This window comes from Kouleothrix sp., assembly GCF_046328425.1.
Taxonomy (GTDB): domain Bacteria; phylum Chloroflexota; class Chloroflexia; order Chloroflexales; family Roseiflexaceae; genus Kouleothrix.
This window is the reverse complement of sequence record NZ_JAXLWP010000005.1, coordinates 137,130-155,576: the sequence shown is the minus strand read 5'-3', so window position 1 is coordinate 155,576 and position 18,447 is coordinate 137,130. Positions and strand designations below refer to the sequence as shown.

Below are 18,447 nucleotides of genomic sequence, written 5' to 3'. Positions count from 1 at the left end.
GGCGTTGGGAGCCAGGCGCCAGAGGTGAGTAGGCGACCCTTCGGCGGCAGCTTCCGCGCTTCGCACGTCTGCCATGGTTCCTTCCGCGCGCTACCCTGGCGCTTCACACGTCTGCTATGATTCCTTCCGTGTGCTACCCTGGCGCTTCGCACGTCCGCCATGGTTCCTTCCGCGCGCTACCCTGGCGCTTCACACGTCTGCCGTGGTTCCTTCCGTGCGCTGCCGCCTCGATTCAGACACAATTGGGCTGATTACCTGCTTTTCCCGGCGCGACGACCGGCCATGCCGACCGCAACACCAGGAAGCCAATTTCGGAGCCGTGGAGCCGCGCCGAGCCGCCAGCACACAGCCTGTGATGAGCCGAATAGGCTACCAACGATCTGCCTGGTGCGCCCAAGCGCGGCGAGCCAGTAAAGCAGGGCTGTAACTCGCATGTTCCCAACACGGCGGATAATCGATCTGGTGCGTGCTGGTTCGACGAGGAGGGCAGCATGGGACATATTCTGGCCCTGGCGATGCAGAAAGGCGGCGTCGGGAAAACGACCACCGCGCTGAGCCTGGGCACCGCGCTCGCCGAGCGCGGCCGGCGTGTGCTGCTGATCGACATCGACCCGCAGGCAAACCTGACGCAGGGGCTCGGCGTCGACCCTTCCGCGCTCGAGTACAGCGTCTACGAAGTGCTGCTGAACCCCGAGCAAGGCAGCGCCTTCGCTACTATCGCCACCGCCGCCGGGCCCGACCTGGTGCCGGCGACGCTTGAGCTAGCCGGCGCCGAGCTCGAGCTGGCAGGGCGCGTCGGGCGCGAGCTGCTGCTGCGCAAAGCGCTGCGGGCCGCGCGCGGCGACTACGACTACGTGCTGATCGACCCGCCGCCGAGCCTGGGGCTGTTCTCGCTCAACGCGCTGGCCGCCGCCGAACACGTGCTGGTGCCGCTGCAGATGCACGCCTACGCATTGAAGGCCATGCCGCAGCTCGAAGCGACGATCGAGCTGGTGAAAGAGATCAACCCGGCCCTGGCGATCGGCGGGATCGTCTGCACGCTGGCCGACCGGCGCACCAACCTGAGCCAGGAAATCGAGCGAGAGGCGCGGGAACGCTACGGCCGCCTGATATACGAGACGGTGATTCCCACCAACGTAAAGCTAGCCGAGGCCCCAACGCAGGGCCTCCCGATCAGCCGCTATGCGCCAGCGAGCGCAGGCGCGCTGGCCTATGCCGCACTCGCGGCCGAGCTGGAGGGGCGCTATGAATGATCGACCGCATTCCGAGGAAGGCACGCCGGCCGATCGCCTTCCGGCAAACCTGCGGCGCGGGCGCAGCCTGCAGCTCTCGACTCACACGCCGCCCGACGAGGCACCGGCCCCGAAGGCGGAGGCACCGCAGCCGCCGCGCCGCGGCCACGGCTTGCAGCTTTCGACGCACTCGCCCGCAGAGGCCACCAACGGCGCGCTGAAGCTTGCGCCGCTCCAGCGCGCACAGCTGGCTCACAGCGAGATCTGCTACCGCCAGAGCGGCGACGGGCCGCCGCTGCTGCTGATCCACGGCTGGGGCGCGTCGTCGCGCTACTGGTACGGTACTCAAGCGCACCTGGCCGGCCGGCACACCAGCTATGCGATCGACATGCCCGGCTTCGGCGCCTCGCCCGCGCTGGCGCAGCCCGGCGGCGTGGCGCGCCTGGCCGAGCTAGCGATCGAGTTCGCCGACGCGCTCGGCATTGGCCAGTTCGACCTGAACGGCCACTCGTTTGGCGGCGCGGTGGCGGTGTACATCGCCGCGCACTGGCCTGCGCGCGTGCGCCGGCTGGTGGTGACGGCATTTGGCGTGCAGCGCAGCGCGCTGGCGCGCGCCTGCCTCGGGCTGGCGCACGCCCCGGCCACGCTGGCACTGCAGTTTGGCCAGCCGCTGATCGATCTGTGGCGCCCATTTCAAAGCCAGCTACGGCCGGTGGCCGAGATGCTGATGAGCACGCCGCCCATCCCCGACCTGCTGGCCAGCTGGTACCTCGAGCGCGCGCCCGAGGACCGGCGGCTGCTGCGCGAGGGCATCGCCGACCTGCTAGACATGGACGTAGGGGCGCACCTCGCCAGCGCGATCAGCATCAGCGACCCGTCGCTGGCCGAGGCGCTGCAAACCCTCAGCGCGCCAGCGCTGTTCGTGGGCGGCACGAACGACCGGGTGGTGCCGGCCGACGACCTGCGCGCCGCCGCCGAGATGGCGCGCGCGCGGCGCGTACTGGTGATCGAGCAGTGCGGCCACGTGCCGATGATCGAGCAGCCCGATACCTACCACGCTGCGCTGCGCGAGTTCCTCGATGCGGCATAAACCGCGCCTGCGCGCCCTGAAGCGCTAGCACGTCGGCGCGTCGTTGTCGATCGCGTAGCGCGCGCGCTCGGCCGCGCTCAGGTCGCGCGTAAGCCGCGCGCACACCGATGCAGCCAGGTCGCGCGCATCGGCATACCACACCCGTACGGCCTGAGCGTCGGCGGTGAGCAGGTATTTGCCGCCAGGCGAAAAGGCGACCATGTTTAGCGGCCGGGCATGGCCGCCGAGCCGGCGCAGCTCGGCGCCGCTGGCCGCATCCCACAGCCGCGCGGTTTTGTCGGCGCCGCCGCTGAGAATTCTGGCCCCGTTGGGCGAAAACGCCAGGCCCAGCACCGGGCCGGCGTGGCCCGCGAATGCGCGCTCGCGCTGGCCGCTCGCCGCATCCCATAGCACAATCTGCCCCTGGTCGTCGCCCGTCAGAATATGCCGGCCATCCGGCGACCAGGCGGCCACCGTGGCGCGCGCGCCGCCAAGGCCGAAGCTGAGGCGCTGCGCGCCGGTACGCACATCCAGCACACGCACCATGTCGCCGATCACCAGCAGTGCCGCACCGTCGGGCGCGAACGCCAGGCTCCTGTCGCCACCGGCGATCGTCGCGCGCTCCTTGCCGCTGGCCACATCCCACAGGTGGATCGCGTTGTCGCTGGCCGTGGCCGCCACCAGCCCGTTGCCGGGCGCGATGCTAAAGCCGAAGAGCGTGATCGGCTGCGCGCTGCGGAGCGCCCCGACGCGCCGCCGCTCGGCGATATTCCACAGCTGGAAGCTATTTTCCTCGCTATACGAGCGGAACACCAGCAGGCGGCCATCGGGCGATACCGCGCCAATATCGCCGCCGCCGCCATTCGAGAATGTGCTCACAAGCGCGCCGTCGGCCAGCGAGCGCAGCTGAATGCTCGCGCCGTCGACCGGGTCGGCGACCAGCAGCTGGCTATCGTCGGCGCCAAACGCGGCGGGCAGTGCATTGACATCACGCGTGGGATAGGCGCCTGCCGCGCTCGGCACCTGGGTGTGCCACAGCCGCACGGTATCGTCGTTGGTGAGCACGTCGGCGCCGTTGGGCGAAAAGGCCACATTCTGGATGCTCTGGCCGTGGCCGGTGAAGCGCCGCAGCTCGGCGCCGCTGCGCACATCCCACAGCCGCGCGGTTCCGTCGGCGCTGGCGCTGAGGAGCTGGCGGCCGTCGGGCGAGAACGCCAGGCGATTGACGCGAGCGGCGTGGCCGGCCAGCACCCGCAGCGCTCGGCCGGTAGTGGCATCCCACAGCTGCACGGTGCCGGCGGAGCGCCCGGTTGCCAGCGTTCCCCGATTTGGCGCGAACACAGCCGCCTCGATAAAATCGAAGGGCGAAGCAGAGCCGTCCACGTGCCCGCTCGCATCGCCGGCCAATGGCAGCGAGCGGACGAGCCGCCTGGTGCCGAGATCCCAGAAGCGGATCGTCGCGTTCAGGCTTGCCGTCAAAAGCATGCTATCGTCGACCGAAAACGCCACGCCGACGATCTGGTCGTCGCTCTGGCTGAAGCTGGCCAGCTGCGCGCCGGTGAGCGGCTCCCATACGCCGACCGTGGTGTCGCTGGCCACCATCAGGCGCCTGCCGTCGTGGCTGAAGTCGACGCTCAGCAAGCTGGCGGCCTGGCCAAGCGCGAAGGTATGCAGCTCGCGGCCGGTGGCGATATCCCACAGCGCGGCGCTGCGCTCGGTGGTTATGGCCAGCAGCAGCTCGCCGTCGGGCGAAAGAACCGCCTTCCAGAGATGCGTGCCGGTTGCGAGGGTGCGGCGCGCCTGGCGGGCCGCGGTATCCCAGAGCTGCACGCGGCCGTCGGCACGATTGATCAGCAGCTGGTGGCCATCGCCGCCGAACAGCGCATAGCCAACCGCATCGGTGAGCGGAAGTGTCTGCGACGGGTACGCCAGCGCGTCAGCGGTGGAGAGCGCGGCGTAGCCCTCGTCCGTGTCGCGCAGCTTGAGCGAGCGCAGCGCGAGCAGCGCGGCCAGCTCGGGCGCGCCATTGGTCGCGCGCAGCGCCTCGGCCTCGGATGCCAGGCGCAGCGCGTCGGAGCGCGCCAGGTTAGCCGAGGCAGTGGCGGCAGCGCTGGCGGCCGCGTCGGCGCTGCTGAGCGCCACGCGGCGCTGCTGGAAGGCGAACAGCGCCAGGCCGGCGGCGAGCAGCAGAAACAAGCCCAGCGCGCCTGCCAGGACGCGCAGGCGGTTGGCGGCGGCGCGCTGGCTGCGCGCCGACTGGCGGGCCAGCTCAAGCTCGCGCGCCTGGCGCTCGTGCTCGGCGGCGGCCATACGCTGGCCCTCGGCGACGCTAGCGGCAAGATATGCGGCCTCGTCGTCGCTCAGCGCCAGCGCCTGGCTATCGGCCAGGGCGCTGAACTGCGCCAGGCGCGCGCCGCTCGCCAGGAAGCTGGGGTCGCCCGCGGCGGCGCGCCACTCGGCCGCAGCGGCATTCAGCTGGCGCTGCACACGCAGCGCCGTGCGGCTCCCGTCGACCCACTCGCGCAGCCGTGGCCAGGCGCGGATCAGCGCCTCGTGCGCCACCTCGACGGTTGGCGCGCGCGTCGACGGGTCGTGGTCGAACGTCAGCAGCCGCGCGCGGTCGTAGGCGGCCAGCACCGCATCGACCAGCGGTTCCGGGCGCGCGTCGCCGGGCCGTGGCGGCACAAGCGCCTGCAGTTCGGCACGCCGCGCCCGGCGGCGGGTATCTTCAACACCCTCGCCCAGCGCGACCAGGCGCAGAAACACCTGGCGCGCAGCCGCCTGGCCATCGGCGTCAAGCGCCAGAAACGTATCTTCGGCGCGGCGCGCCAGCGCGCCAAACATCCCGCCGATTGCCAGGTACGAGTCGCGCGTCAGCACGCGGCCGCTGCGCCGCTCGAACAGCTCGGTAAGCGCGTACTGCAGCAGCGGCAGCGCGCCGGGCTGCTCGCGAATATCGGCCACGATCGCGGCGGACAGCTCGGGATCGACCAGCGCACCAGCGCGCTCGGCCGGGGCGCGGATCGCGCGGCCCAGCTCGTCGGCCGAGAGCGGCAGGGCCACCTCGGTGCGGGCACGCATCAGCGCGCCGAAGCTGGGCACGAGCAGCGGCCGGTCGTAGAAATCGGCCCGCAGCGTGATGATCACGCGCAGCCGGCCCTCGGCGCCGTCTACCGCGTCGTAGAGCGTCTGCAAGAAGCGCGCGCGCACTGCCTCGTCGGCGCAGAGCGTAAAGGCTTCTTCAAACTGGTCGATGAACAGCACCAGATCGGCGCCGTCCGCGCCTTCGAGCAGCTGCGGCACCAGGCGCCGCAGGCCATCGTCGCGCTCGTGCAGGCCGCGCAGCAGCTCGGGGGCCGGGGGGCGCACGGCCACGCGCAGCAGCGCGGCCTCGAGCTCGGCCAGCGGCTGAGCGCCGGGGCGCATTTCGACGATAAACCAGCCCTGCGAGCCCGCCAGCGCGCCGGAGCGCAGAGCAGGCAGCAGCCCGGCGCGCACCACGCTCGATTTACCGCTGCCGCTCGGACCAACCACCGCCAGAAAGCGCGCGAAATCAGCCATTTCGGCCATGCGCCCAAGCAGCCGGCGCGTCAGCGCCTCGCGCCCGAAAAACTCGCCGGCGTCGGCCTCGTCGAAGGCGCGCAGCCCTTTGTATGGGTTTTCGAGCACGGCATCGAGCAGCTGCGTGGCGTAGCGCGACTGCTGCGGCGCGTCAGGCGGCGCAGGCGCGGCACCGGCAAGCCCAAGCGCGTGCTGCAGATCGCGCACAAAGCTGGCGACATCCGGGTAGCGCGCGTCTGGATCCTTGGCCACGCCGCGCCGGATCACGGCGTTCAGCGCGGGCGGCAGGTCGGGGCGGCGGCGGTCGAGCGGCGGCGGTGGCTCGTGGATGTGCTTGAACATCATCAGGATCGGCGTCGTCGCCTGAAACGGCAGCTCGCCGGTGAGCGCCTCGTACAGCACGATCGCCAGGCTGTAGATATCGGTGCGGTTGGTCAGCGGCTCGGAGCGGATCTGCTCGGGGGCCATATAGGCCGGCGAGCCGGGCGCGGCGCCCTCGTCGGTCGAGCGCGCGCCGCCCTGGCCAAGATCTTTGGCAATGCCGAAATCGGCCAGGTAGGCATTGCCGTGCTCGTCGAGCAGAATATTCGCGGGCTTGATGTCGCGGTGGATGACATCGCGCCGGTGCGCAACGGCCAGCGCGTCGCCGATCTGCTCAAACACGCGCGCCAGCGCGTCAAGCGGCAGCGGCTGGCCGTCGATCCGCTCGGCCAGGCTGCGCCCGCGCAGGTAGCGCATCACCAGGAAGGCGCCCTCGGGGTCGCGCCAGTAATCGTAGAGCGGCACGATATGCGGGTGCTCGAGCCGCGCCACCAGGCGCGCTTCGGTCTCGAAGCGCCGGATGAACTCAGGCTGGTTGGCGTGCTGCGGCAGAATGATCTTGACGGCGACCTCGCGGTCGACCTGGGGCTGGTAGGCGCGGTAGACCGCGCCAAAGCCGCCGGCGCTCAGCAGCTCGCGCAGCTCGTAGCCCTTGATGGTTCGGCCGCTCAAGGATTCCATGGCCAATGCTTTCACTGCTGCCGAAGGCCGAGCGTGCCAACTGCGTAAGCCCTATTCCAATCGAGCCGATTATGCGTCGGGCGGCGCCACCACGCGCGCCACCAGCGTAGCGATCTGGTCGATGCTGGCATCGGGGCGAAGCGCCCGGTCGAACGCGGCGTAGGTGGCCTGGTCGTGCTCGCGCAGCCAGCGCAGCGCCTGCTTCGGCCCCAGAAACCACTGCCCGCGCAGGTGAAAGTAATCTTCGAGCAGCGCGGTGAGCAGCCAGGCGCGGCGGTAGTTGGCCTCGGCGTCGCCGAGGCGCGCGCGCGCGAGCATCTTGCCGGCCCACACCCGGCGCGCCGCGATCTCGTCGGGCGGCAGCGGGCGCGGCCCAGCCCGGAACAGCGCGTCGAGCGCGGCCAGGAACTCGTCGCCAAGCGCGCCCTGCTGGCACAGCACCACCCCGCCCAGGCACTGAAGCATGCTCGCGTCGGGCCGGGCGATCGCCGCCTCGGGGTATACGAACAGGTCAAGGTACACGCCATTCCACAGCCGGGCGTCGCGCAGCGTCTCGCCGGCCGGCCGCACCCCCAGGATGTCGTAGTCGCTGCCAGGGCGCTGCTCGCCGCGGGCGCGCGAACCGTACAAGATCACGGTGTGGCAGCCATAGCTGGCGCGCAGCTCGTCGACAATCTGGTCGAGTAGCGGGTCGGGATGCATAGCGCTCCTTGTCGGGCAGCTTCTTACGGCGCGGCGGTCGTGCCGCGCTCGAGCTTGGCCAGGCGCTCGTTGATATCGGACAGCACCTCGGTCATCAGGTCGGTCTTGTGCAGCATGGTGGTAACGCCCAGCTCGGCCTTCAGGTTCACCTGGTAGTCGAGCTCGCTGCGGATGCGGTCTTTGGCGTCCTGGCGGTTCTGGCTCATCATGATCACCGGGGCCTGGATGGCCGCCAGCATCGAGAGGAACAGGTTCAGCAGAATAAACGGGTAGTCGTCCCAGCGCCAGGGCGCGAGCACATTCAGCAGCACCCACACCCCCAGAAACGCCCCGAACGCGAAGATAAAGCGCCAGCTGCCGCCGAAGCGCGCCACCGCGTCGGCCACCCGGTCGCCGAGCGTCTCTTGCTCGTCGATCACCTCGTTTGGGTCGCGGCTGACGCGCCGGCGCAGCAGGTTGTCGGTGCGGCGGATGCGCTTGGCCAGCGCCACCATCACGTCCTGGGCCATATGCGGCTTTTGCAGCATCAGGTCGAGGAATTCGTGGCGATCGAGCACGAGCGTGTCGGTGCGCTGCGTGGCCGTGGCAGTGGCCGATCGCGTGCCGCCATCGAGCAGCGAGAGCTCGCCGAAAAAATCGCCGGACTCGAGCAGCTCGAGCACCAGCTTCTCGCCGTCGTCGTCGACGATCGACAGCTCGACCTGGCCCGCGCGCACGATATACAAGGTGCCGCCCAGCTGGTCGGCGTTGAAGATCACCTGGGTCGGCCGAAACTGAACCTCGTCCATGATCGCCGCGATCGCGGCAAGCTCGTCGTCGTCCATCCCGATGAACAGCGGGATCGTCTTCAGCAGGCGTGGTTCGGCAGGCATACACCCCTCTCTCGGCTGTTCGATGTGTCGGCGCGCCGCCCAATTATAGCACCGCGCCCGGCACACACACGCAACGTGGTACAATAGCCCGGCTGGGCATCATACGGGGGCACACGTGAAAATATACACCAAAACCGGCGACGGCGGCGAGACCGGGCTGTGGGGCGGGCAGCGCGTCGCCAAAGACGCCGCGCGCGTCCAGGCGTATGGCACGGTCGACGAGTGCAACGCGGCGATCGGGGTGGCCCGCGCGATGCTCGGCCCCGCCGCACACGATCTCGACGCGCTGCTTGGCCAGATCCAGAACCAGCTGTTTGTGGTTGGCGCCGACCTGGCGACGCCCGGCGAGGCCGCGAGCGTGCCGCGCGTCGGCGACGGCGAGGTCGCGTTTCTCGAGTCGACGATCGACGCGCTGGAGACCGAGCTGGCGCCGCTGCGGCAGTTCATCCTGCCGGGCGGCTCGCCGGGCGCGGCCCAGCTGCACCTGGCGCGCACGATCTGCCGGCGCGCCGAGCGCTGGGCCGTGAGCCTGGGCCGCGCCGAGCAGCTCAACCCGGCGGTGGCCGTGTACCTCAACCGCCTGTCCGACTGCCTGTTCGTGCTGGCGCGCGCCGCCAACGCCCGCGCCGGACAGGCCGATGTGCCCTGGCACAGCCCGCGCCACTCGTAGCGCGGCGCCGCCGCGCGAGCCTGAGCACAAGGAATACACACATGGCTGAAGCAACGATTGCGCTCGGCCCGCTTGGCCAGATCGCGCTGACGGTGGCCGATCTCGCCGCCGCGACCGAGTTCTACCGCGAGAGGCTGGGGCTGCCGTTTCTGTTCGCCGCGCCAAACCTGGCGTTCTTCGACTGCGGCGGCGTGCGGCTGATGCTGGCAACCCCCGAGCGCGGCGAGGCAGTGGCCCAGGGCGCGACGCTGTACTTCACGGTTGGCGATATTCACGCCGCGCACCGCGCGCTGGCCCAGCGCGGCGTGCCCTTCGTCGACGCGCCGCACCTGATCGCCGACATGGGCAGCTACGAGCTGTGGATGGCCTTCTTCCACGACCCCGACGCGCACTTGCTTGGGATCATGGCCGAGCTGCCGAAGGAGTAGCATGGATCTCGAGACGTTTCGCGCGTACCAGCGCGAGTCGCGCAAAACCTGGGGCGAGATCGACGTAAACCACCCGATCGTCTACCCGACGCTCGGGCTGGCCAACGAGGCCGGCGAAGTGGCCGGCAAGATCAAAAAGATCTTCCGCGACAAGGGCGGCGTGATCGGCGCAGCCGACCGCGAGGCGCTGAAGTACGAGCTTGGCGACGTGCTGTGGTACCTGACGCAGATCTGCACCGAGCTCGATCTGACGCTTGAAGAGGTGGCGGCCGCGAATATCGAGAAGCTGTTCTCGCGGCTCGAGCGCGGCCAGATCGGCGGCGAGGGCGACACGCGCTAGCGGCGCCGCTTACACCCGCGGCGTCACGCCGTGGCCCGCTATAATGCCGCTCAGGTCGATACGCGCGCTCTCGTAGACCATGCCGCCCGTGAATGGGTTCTCGGCCATGAACAGCGGCGTGTCGAGATCGACAAACTGGAAGCCGCCCTGGCCGGCCGCAAAGCAGGCCGAGGTGGTCATCGCCAGGATCGACTCGACATTTCCGCCGATCATCAGCCCCAGCCGGGCCGCCCGGCAGATCGCCGCGATATCGAGCGCCTCGGCGATGCCGCACTTCATCAGCTTGATGTTCACCACGTGTGCGGCGCGCTCGTGCACGATCCGCAGCGCCGCCGCAGCGTCGGTGGCCGTCTCGTCGGCGGCCACTGGCACGCCGGCCCACTGCGCCACCTGCTGCATCCCCGCCCAGTCGCCCTTCTTTACCGGCTGCTCAAGCAGCGCCACGTTGATCGCGCGCTCGCGCAGCTGCGACACCAGCTGCAGCGCGCCGTCGGCGCTGAAGGCGGCGTTGCCGTCGAGGATCAGCGGCGACTTCGGCGCCACCTCGGCGATCGCCTGCACGCGCGCCAGGTCGAGCGCAAGGTCGCCCGAGCCGACCTTGACCTTGATCGTGCGGATGCCGCGCGCCGCGATCGAGCGCGCGTCGGCGGCGGCCTGCTCGGCCGTGCCGGTGGTGACGGTCATGTCGGTTTCGAGGCTAGTGCCCACGCCGCCAAAGAACGCCCACAGCGGCATATGCGCCTGGCGCGTCAGCGCGTCGAGCACCGCCGTCTCGATCGCGCACTGCGCCGAGCCAATCGGCCCGATCGCGCCGCGTAGCGCCACGGCCACGCGCCGCCACTCGCGCACGTCGGCGCCCTCCACCAGGCTGGCGGCCGCCTCAATCGCGGCGCTGGCGATCGCCTGTGTCTCGCCATTGTAGGCCGGAAACGGCGCCGCCTCGCCATAGCCGCGCGTGCCATCGGCCAGCTCGACCGTGACGAGCAGGTTGCGCGCCAGATCCTGCGCGCCGCCGGCGATGCCGAAAGGCGTGTGCAGCGGGATGTCGAGCGGCCGGGCGGCCAGCGAGCGAATGGTAGTAGGCGCAGCCATGGCAAAACCTCGTGCTTAGGCGTGTACCGCCCGATTATACTACGTTCTGCCGCGCGCCGAGAAGCCGCGAGCGATTATGGTATACTGAGGCTTACCAACCGGTAGGCAGTGCCGCCCGCGCGCTTGCCGCTGGCGCTGCCGCGCGGCATCGTACAACAACAGGAAACGCCAATGACTCACAGCGATGATGCTGCAAGACTGCGTAAACAAGGCTATCGGCTGACGCCGCAGCGGCTGACGGTGCTGGAAGTAGTGAAGCGGAGCGGCAAACACCTGACGGCCGAAGATGTGCACGACGCGATCGTGCCCCAGCACCCCTACATCAATATCGCAACGGTGTACCGCACACTGCAATGGCTCCAAGAGGTTGGCCTGGTGGCGCCGCTGGCCAGCGTCACCAGCCCGCTGCGCTACGAGTACGTGCGCGGCGAGGCGCACCACCACCTCGTGTGCCAGGACTGCGGCTACGAGCAGGAGATCGGCGACGATATGCTGGCGATGCTGAAAAGCCAGCTCCAGGCGCGCTACGCCTTTAGCGCACAGCTGAACCACCTGGCAATCCCCGGCCGCTGCGCGGCTTGCCAGAGCGCCGCCGAAAGCGCAGCCCACGCCCACGAGGAGCACAGCCTATGAACCTGCTACGGCGACTGTTCGGCGCCGGCGACGCGGCGCCGATCGACCAGGCCATCCACCTGTACGTACGCTGCAATCGCTGCGGCGCGCCAGTGCACGTGCGCGTCGACCCACGCAACGACCTGGTGATCGAGTACGGCGACGACGACGACGCCACCGGCTACCGCCTGATCAAAGAGATCATGGACTCGCGCTGCTTCAGGCTCATGCGCGCCGAGATCGAGTACGACCGCGGCCGGCGCGAGCTGAGCCGCACGCTCGAAGGCGGGGCATTCATCGGCAAGGACGAGTACGACCAGCTGCTGGCTCAGGGCGAACAATCACTCGGCGGCCGGCAGTAGCAGGCGCCGGGCGGAACGCCACCGCGCACTGCCGACTGCATACTGCGAATGAAATAAGGGAGGCTCCATGCGCCAGGCAGTCGATCTCCTGCTGATCAACGGCACGGTCGTGACCATGAACCCCGAGGGCAGCGTCGTGGCCGACGGCGCGGTGGCGATTCGCGGCCGCTCGATCGCCGATGTCGGCCCGACCGCCGCGCTACTCGCGCGCTACGAGGCCGCCGAAACCCACGACTGCCGCGGCTGCGCGATCATCCCCGGCCTGATCAACGGCCACGCCCACGTGCCCATGAGCCTGCTGCGCGGGCTGGTAGCCGACCAGCAGCTCGATGTCTGGCTGTTCGGCTATATGTTCCCGGTCGAAAGCCGCTTCGCCGACGCCAACTTCACCTTCACCGGCACCCAGCTCTCGTGCGCCGAGATGATCCGCGGCGGCACCACCACGTTCGTCGATATGTACTACTTCGAGGAAGAGGTGGCCCGCGCCGCCGACATGGCCGGCATGCGCGCGATCTGCGGCCAGACGGTGATGCGCCTGCCCACCCCCGACGCGGCCTCGTACGACGAAGGGCTCGACCGCGCGCGCCGCTTCATCGAGCAGTGGCATGCCCACGACCGCATCGTGCCGACGATCGCGCCGCACGCGCCCTACACCTGCACCGACACGATCTACCACGAGGCCGCCGCGCTGTGCCGCCGCTACGGCGTACCGCTGGTGACGCACCTCTCCGAGACGGCGCGCGAGGTGCAGGAAAGCCGCGCCGAGCACGAGGCCACTCCGTTCGGCTATGCCGCGCGAGTGGGCGCGTTCGACGTGAAGTGCATTGCCGCGCACGGCGTGCACGCCACCGAAGACGATATCATCACCATCCGCGAGCGTGGCGTCGGCGTGGTGCCCTGCCCCTCCTCGAACCTCAAGCTCGCCAGCGGCGTCGCGCCCATCCGGCGCTTTCTCGAGGCCGGCGTGCGCACCGGCCTCGGCACCGACGGCCCGGCCTCGAACGACGACCAGGATATGTTCACCGAGATCCACCTGGCCGCGCTGCTGCCCAAAGGCACCAGCGGCGACCCGACGGCCGTGCCGGCGCGCGAGGCGCTGGCGCTGGCAACCTCGCGCGGCGCCCAGGCCATCCACCTCGAGCATCTGATCGGATCGCTAGTGCCCGGCAAACGCGCCGATATCGCGATCGTCGAGCTGGGGCGCCTGCACTCGGCGCCGCGCTACAGCTACGCGCCCGACTCGATCTACACCCACCTGGCCTACAGCGCGCGCGCCGGCGACGTGCGCGATGTGCTCGTCGACGGCCGCTGGCTCATGCGCGACCGCGCGCTCACGACGCTCGACGAGCCCGACGTGCTGCGCCGCGCCCAGGCGATCGCCGACCAGATCGACGCCTTTCTGGCCAAGCGCGAGGTCAACCTGCTCGACAAAATCCTGGCGATCGGCGGCGTGCAGCAAGACGAGCTGTTCGAAGTGCAGGCCAAGGCCAAGATCACCGACGCCACCGTCGAGCGGATCGTCGGGCTGCTCGGCGGCGCCGATCTGAGCTTCTCAAAGGCCAGCGAGCGCACCCAGTACGATACCTACTTCACTTGGAACGACCAAGCCAAAGGGCGCGTGCGCCTGCGCGAAGATCACCGCGTCGACCCAGGCGGCCGCGTCGGGCCGAAGTACACCATCACGCTCACCGCGCCGCCCGACCGCGCCGAGTACCCTTCGGCGGTGCGGCTTGGCCGCGCGCGCTACACCGCCCCGGCCGATCGGACGCTGCGCTTCTACCGCGAGTATTTTCAGCCCGATCAGGTGGTCGAGATCGAGAAGCATCGCCGCCGCTGGCGCATCGTCTACCGCGGCGAAGATTTCGCGCTGAATATCGATACCCTGCGCGGCCACCACGACCCTGGGCCGTACCTCGAGATCAAGAGCCGCACCTGGAGCAGCCGCGACGCCGACGCCAAGGCCGCACTGATTGACGAGCTGCTGGCGCTGTTCGGCGTGCCCGAGCAGGCCCTGGTGATGCAAGAATACGTCGAGCTATAGTTCGCTTGCGGCGCCCTCGCACGCGAACGGAAAAACGCACACCTCTACGGAATAAGGGAGCGCTCTGCCGAAGGCCGAGCCCGCCAACTGCGTAAGCCATAACTCAATCTCAACACTATGAGCTACCAGGGAATATACCTGATCGGCCTGACCGGCAATATCGCCTGTGGCAAAAGCACGGTGCTGGCCACCCTGCGCGAGCTGGGCGCGCAGGTGATCGACGCCGACGCGGTGACGCACGCGCTTCAGCGCCCCGGCGAGCCAGTGTACGCCCAGATCGTCGCCGAGTTTGGGCCTGGCGTGCTGGCCGAGCCCGGCGGGCCGATCGACCGGCGCGCGCTTGGCGCGATTGTGTTCAACGACCCGGCAGCCCTGCGCCGCCTCGAGCAGATCGTCCACCCGGCCGTGCACGCGCACATTCTCGCCTGGCTCACCAGCCTCAGCGATGCGGGCGGGAGGGCCGGCAATCAAACCGAGCCTACCTCTCAATCTGCCCCGCGCACGCCGCACGCCTCCCAGGTAGCGGTGATCGACGCAATCAAGCTGCTCGAAAGCGGCTGGCGGCCGCTCTGCGACGCGATCTGGGTGGTGGCCTGCCAGCCCGAGCAGCAGCTGGCCAGGCTGGTGGCGACGCGCGGCCTGAGCGACGCCGAGGCGCGCACGCGCATCGCCGCACAGCCGCCGCAGGCCGCCAAGGTCGCCCAGGCCGATGTGGTGATCGACAACAGTGGCACGCTCGAGGGCACGCGCCGCCAGATCGAAGCCGCCTGGCAGGCAATTGCGCCACGAATCACGCCCCCGAATTAATACCAATTTCGGCTTCGGCTGAGCACGTGCTTCATAGTCGGGGTTCGGGGGCGGCTTCGCCGCCCCGACTTTCTTTTTGGTAGGCCCTGCCCGGCTTTGCCGGGCAGGGCATACCAAATTCGCTTGATTACTGACACTTTTGTGGGGGTTTGGGGGCGGCTTCGCCGCCCCCAAATTTCTTATAGTGCAACACATTCTATACATGATCAAGCGAACAGCGTATGATACCAAATCCGGCTGATCGCTTGGATTATGGTGGGGGTTCGGGGGCGGCTTCGCCGCCCCATTTCTTTTCTTGTGCGGCGCCCGGCTTTGCCGGGCGCCGACAAACACAAGTAATCAAACGGAGTTGGTATGATAAGCGGGGGTGGTATAAGAATCCGTGAGCCGATAGTAATACCCTGTTGAGCAACAGTGTATACTTACACATAACAGCGCAGGCCGTACCAGCGGCCAACGCCTGCCGAAACCAGCAAACACTTCAAAGGCTCACATTATGGTTGCCCGGCACTCGCCACGGAGCGTTCTCATCCAGCTTGCCGCCGCAGCTGGCGGTAGCATACTGTACGCGCTATCGATCTGCCTGACCTCGATCCTGGCAATCCCCGGCGCCGACAACGTGCAGCTGCGGCCCGGCGTGGTGGTGCCAATCGTGATCGGCGCGCTGTTCGGCCCGGTGGCCGGCTTTACCAGCGGGTGCGCCGGCAACCTCGCCGCCGACCAGCTGCTGGGCTGGGGCTGGTGGCCGTTCTGGTACCTCGGCAATGGCATAATCGGGCTGGCGGCGGGCATGTTCCGGCCAGCCAGCGGCGGCGCCAACTACACGCAGCTGCGCCCGGTGATCGGCGTGCTGCTGCGCGCGCTGCTGGGTATCGGTATCGGCATGGGTATCGCCTCGCTCTCCGAACGCTGGGTTACCAATAGCAGCTGGGCCGATGTGGTACAGGTGAACTTCCTGCCGGCGTTTCTCTCGAACACCGCGACCGCCACCATCCTCACGCCGGTTGTGCTACTGATCTATGGCATCCTGCGCGAGTCGACCAGCCTCGATCCGGGTGAGCCATGACGCAACCGCACAAGCGCGCACAATATACCAGCGAGCGCCTGCACACCCGCATCGTCACGGTGTTTACGCTGACCACAATCGCGCCGCTGGTGCTGGGCGCGATCGTCTCGCTTGTGCTGGGCATCTGGGCCACGTATGTCGAGACCACCGAGGCGCAGACGCAAACTGCCCAGGTGATCGGCCAGCTCGTCGGCACGCGCCTGGAAGACGAGCTTCAGCGCCTGCGCGCCGCCGCGCGCGTGCTCGGCCGCAGCGCTACCAGCGACGCCCAGACCGTCGATATTGTCGACACCAGCTGCTACGCCTGCCACGCATTCTGGCTGACCGACCCGCAGGGCAGGGTCGAGCGCCAGTTCGGCATGCTCGCGCCCGATGGCGGCTTCGACGCAGGCCTGCTCAACGCGATCCGCGCCGGCAGCGAGTACACCCCCACCGCGCCGCGCTTCGACATGCCACAGGCCACGCTGCTGCTGGCGTTCCCCATACGCAACGAAAGCGGCGTGGCGCGCGGCGCGCTGGTGGCGCTGATCGACATCGACCGGCTGGTCGGGCCGATATCGCGCCTGGCTGGCCTGAACGACACTGGCTACGGCTACATGGTAGACACCAGCGGCCGCCTGATCGTCGCCTGGAACGCGGCCGAGGCGCCAGCCGGCAGCGACCTGAGCGCCCTGCCGATCGTTGCGGCGGCGCTGAACCACCAGGTATGGCGCGCGCCCTACAGCCAGGCCTACACCGGCCTGATGGCGCAGCGCGTGAATGGCACCTGGGCGACGGCGCCTGGCACCGGCTGGTTCACGATCGTCGAAATGCCGCTGGCCGCCGCCAGCACCACCAACTGGTATTTCTTCGCCTCGCAGGGCCTACTGCTGCTTGGCACGCTGGCCACCACCGTGGTGCTGGGCCGGCGCCTCGCCGCGACGATCACCCGGCCGATCGAGCAGCTTGGCAGCGGCGTCGCGCGCCTGCGCGCCGGGCACTGGGATCAGCCGCTGCGCATCGGCCGGCGCGACGAGATCGGCCAGCTCGCCGAGGCGTTCAACACCATGGCCAGCGACCTCGAAAGCAAGCAGCGCGAGCTCGAGCAGCGCGGCGACCAGCTGGCGCTGGCAAATCTCGATCTGAAACAGGCGCTTGAGTCGGCGCATGCCGCCAATATGCTGAAATCGCAGTTCGTGGCCACGATCTCGCACGAGCTACGCACGCCGCTCACCGGTGTGCTGGGCTACACCGACATGCTCGACATGGGCGTGTTCGGCCAGCTCGACGCCGAGCAGCACAATGTCGTCGGGCGCATCCGCGATAACGGCAAGCACCTGCTGCAGCTGATCAACGACCTGCTCGATTTCTCGAAGCTCGAGGCCGGCAAGCTCGAACTGCGGCCCGAGCCGTTTCTGCTGCGCGAGTTTGTATCGGCCACGCTTGCGCAGTGCGAGCCGCAGGCGCGCACGAAAGGGCTACGCCTCGAGAGCCACTGCGACCCAGCGCTGCCGCGCCGGATCAACGCCGACGTGCTGCGCCTGCGCCAGATCGTGCTCAACTTGCTGTCGAATGCGATCAAGTTCACCGAGCACGGCCAGGTCATTCTCGAGCTGAGCTACCCATGGCCAGCCGGCGCCAATGGCCGGCCACACCACGCCAATGCCGCCCTCCGCGACGAGGAGATACTCCAGATCAGCGTATCCGACACCGGCATTGGCATCGCGCGCGACCACCAGGTGCTGATCTTCGATGCATTTCTGCAGCTCGATGGCGGCTACAGCCGGCGTAGCGAAGGCACCGGCCTGGGGTTGGCGATCACCCGCCGGCTTGTCGACGTAATGGGCGGCACGATCCAGCTCGAAAGCGAGCTGGGCCACGGCAGCCGGTTTATTGTGCAGCTGCCGCTTGTGCCCGCACCCGACATCGCCATGCCCGCAGGCATACCCGAGCACAGCCACTGAGCGCACGCCGTCCGGCGCTTTTCACCTTGCCCTAACAAATAGCGCCGTGCCGCGTATCCATACCCGCGCGCCAGTCGTTTTCCTGTTGACAGGACTTACGTGTGTGCTTCGCGCGTGGGAGGTTTGCAGGGCCTGGCCCGCCAACCGGAAGACACTCCGCCGCGTAACTCCTGCTGTTCTCGGCGACGCGCAGGAGCAAGCGCCATGATGGCCACGATTCTACTCATCGAAGCCAGCCCCGATCTGTGCAAACTCTTCGAACACCTGCTGCAAGCCGAGGGCCACCAGGTACTCGCCAGCTACGACTGGCAGGGCGCCGACGCGCTGCTGGCCGCGCACCACCCCGACATGATCATCTTCGACTGGGCGCTCAGCAACACCGCAGGCTACGCCTGGGCCGAGCGGCTGCGCGCAAGCGCGGCGACCGCCAGCATCCCCATTTTATTCGTGTGCGGCGACCCTCCGCCGCGCGCTACGGCCGAGCTGCTTGGCAGCATTGGCGTCTCCACCATCGAGAAGCCCTTCGATATCTTCGTGTTCCGCAAGCGCGTGAGCGCGCTGCTGGGCATGCGCGAGCGCGCAATCGGCGGCAAGGCTTGACAACTACTGCCGCCGCCCGTATGATTAGCCTCCATACACGCATAGTAC

The 18,447-nt window shown here is 68.7% G+C and carries 16 protein-coding genes; 12 read left to right on the top strand and 4 right to left on the bottom strand.

Features of this window, described 5'->3' with window-relative positions; genetic code table 11:
- Positions 1-491: 491 nt before the first annotated feature.
- Both U0177_RS05385 and U0177_RS05380 read left to right on the top strand, forming a co-directional pair.
- Positions 492-1,253: a ParA family protein gene (locus U0177_RS05385; protein ID WP_409569574.1), complete on the top strand. Its 762-nt coding sequence runs from the start codon at positions 492-494 to the stop codon at positions 1,251-1,253.
- On the top strand, positions 1,246-2,322 hold the full coding sequence (locus tag U0177_RS05380; protein WP_409569573.1) for an alpha/beta fold hydrolase: 1,077 nt from the start codon (positions 1,246-1,248) through the stop codon (positions 2,320-2,322). The genes U0177_RS05385 and U0177_RS05380 overlap by 8 nt, the downstream gene beginning before the upstream one ends.
- A 24-nt stretch (positions 2,323-2,346) precedes the next feature.
- On the opposite strand, the gene U0177_RS05375 is transcribed toward U0177_RS05380, so the two are convergent.
- From U0177_RS05375 to U0177_RS05365, 3 genes are all read right to left on the bottom strand, one after another.
- Positions 2,347-6,864 (bottom strand): protein kinase domain-containing protein, encoded by a 4,518-nt coding sequence (locus U0177_RS05375; protein ID WP_409569572.1) that lies wholly within the window; start codon positions 6,862-6,864, stop codon positions 2,347-2,349.
- Between the two features lie 69 nt (positions 6,865-6,933).
- Positions 6,934-7,566, bottom strand: a complete 633-nt coding sequence (locus tag U0177_RS05370) for a nucleotidyltransferase domain-containing protein (RefSeq protein WP_409569571.1) — start codon at positions 7,564-7,566, stop codon at positions 6,934-6,936.
- Between the two features lie 23 nt (positions 7,567-7,589).
- Entirely contained in the window at positions 7,590-8,438 is an 849-nt protein-coding gene (locus tag U0177_RS05365) for a DUF1003 domain-containing protein (RefSeq protein ID WP_409569570.1), read from the bottom strand.
- A gap of 115 nt (positions 8,439-8,553) precedes the next feature.
- Between U0177_RS05365 and U0177_RS05360 the strand changes: the two genes are divergently transcribed.
- The 3 genes from U0177_RS05360 to U0177_RS05350 are packed head-to-tail and all read left to right on the top strand — an operon-like array spanning position 8,554 to position 9,876.
- Entirely contained in the window at positions 8,554-9,108 is a 555-nt protein-coding gene (locus U0177_RS05360; RefSeq protein WP_409569569.1) for a cob(I)yrinic acid a,c-diamide adenosyltransferase, read from the top strand.
- A 41-nt stretch (positions 9,109-9,149) separates the two neighbouring features.
- Positions 9,150-9,536 carry a VOC family protein gene (locus U0177_RS05355; RefSeq protein ID WP_409569568.1) on the top strand — a complete coding sequence of 129 codons (387 nt, stop codon included), beginning with the start codon at positions 9,150-9,152 and terminating at the stop codon, positions 9,534-9,536.
- Between the two features lies 1 nt (position 9,537).
- Positions 9,538-9,876: a nucleoside triphosphate pyrophosphohydrolase family protein gene (locus U0177_RS05350; protein WP_409569567.1), complete on the top strand. Its 339-nt coding sequence runs from the start codon at positions 9,538-9,540 to the stop codon at positions 9,874-9,876.
- A gap of 9 nt (positions 9,877-9,885) precedes the next feature.
- Here U0177_RS05350 and U0177_RS05345 read toward each other — a convergent pair whose 3' ends face one another.
- Positions 9,886-10,968, bottom strand: a complete 1,083-nt coding sequence (locus U0177_RS05345; protein WP_409569566.1) for a dipeptide epimerase — start codon at positions 10,966-10,968, stop codon at positions 9,886-9,888.
- Between the two features lie 171 nt (positions 10,969-11,139).
- On the opposite strand from U0177_RS05345, the gene U0177_RS05340 reads away from it, so the two are divergent.
- The 7 genes from U0177_RS05340 (at position 11,140) to U0177_RS05310 (ending at position 18,399) form a co-directional block, all read left to right on the top strand.
- Positions 11,140-11,601, top strand: a complete 462-nt coding sequence (locus U0177_RS05340) for a Fur family transcriptional regulator (RefSeq protein WP_409569565.1) — start codon at positions 11,140-11,142, stop codon at positions 11,599-11,601.
- A complete protein-coding gene (locus U0177_RS05335; RefSeq protein ID WP_409569564.1) occupies positions 11,598-11,942 on the top strand; it encodes a hypothetical protein in 345 nt (114 codons plus the stop codon). Before U0177_RS05340 ends, U0177_RS05335 begins: the two co-directional genes overlap by 4 nt.
- A gap of 67 nt (positions 11,943-12,009) precedes the next feature.
- Positions 12,010-13,983: an amidohydrolase family protein gene (locus tag U0177_RS05330; RefSeq protein WP_409569563.1), complete on the top strand. Its 1,974-nt coding sequence runs from the start codon at positions 12,010-12,012 to the stop codon at positions 13,981-13,983.
- Between the two features lie 117 nt (positions 13,984-14,100).
- Complete coding sequence (gene coaE / locus U0177_RS05325; protein ID WP_409569562.1) at positions 14,101-14,790, top strand: dephospho-CoA kinase; 690 nt, start codon at positions 14,101-14,103, stop codon at positions 14,788-14,790.
- Between the two features lie 496 nt (positions 14,791-15,286).
- Positions 15,287-15,856 carry an ECF transporter S component gene (locus U0177_RS05320; protein ID WP_409569561.1) on the top strand — a complete coding sequence of 190 codons (570 nt, stop codon included), beginning with the start codon at positions 15,287-15,289 and terminating at the stop codon, positions 15,854-15,856.
- Positions 15,853-17,799, top strand: a complete 1,947-nt coding sequence (locus tag U0177_RS05315) for an ATP-binding protein (RefSeq protein ID WP_409569560.1) — start codon at positions 15,853-15,855, stop codon at positions 17,797-17,799. Before U0177_RS05320 ends, U0177_RS05315 begins: the two co-directional genes overlap by 4 nt.
- 204 nt (positions 17,800-18,003) lie before the next feature.
- Positions 18,004-18,399, top strand: a complete 396-nt coding sequence (locus U0177_RS05310) for a PleD family two-component system response regulator (RefSeq protein WP_409569559.1) — start codon at positions 18,004-18,006, stop codon at positions 18,397-18,399.
- Positions 18,400-18,447 lie beyond the last annotated feature (48 nt).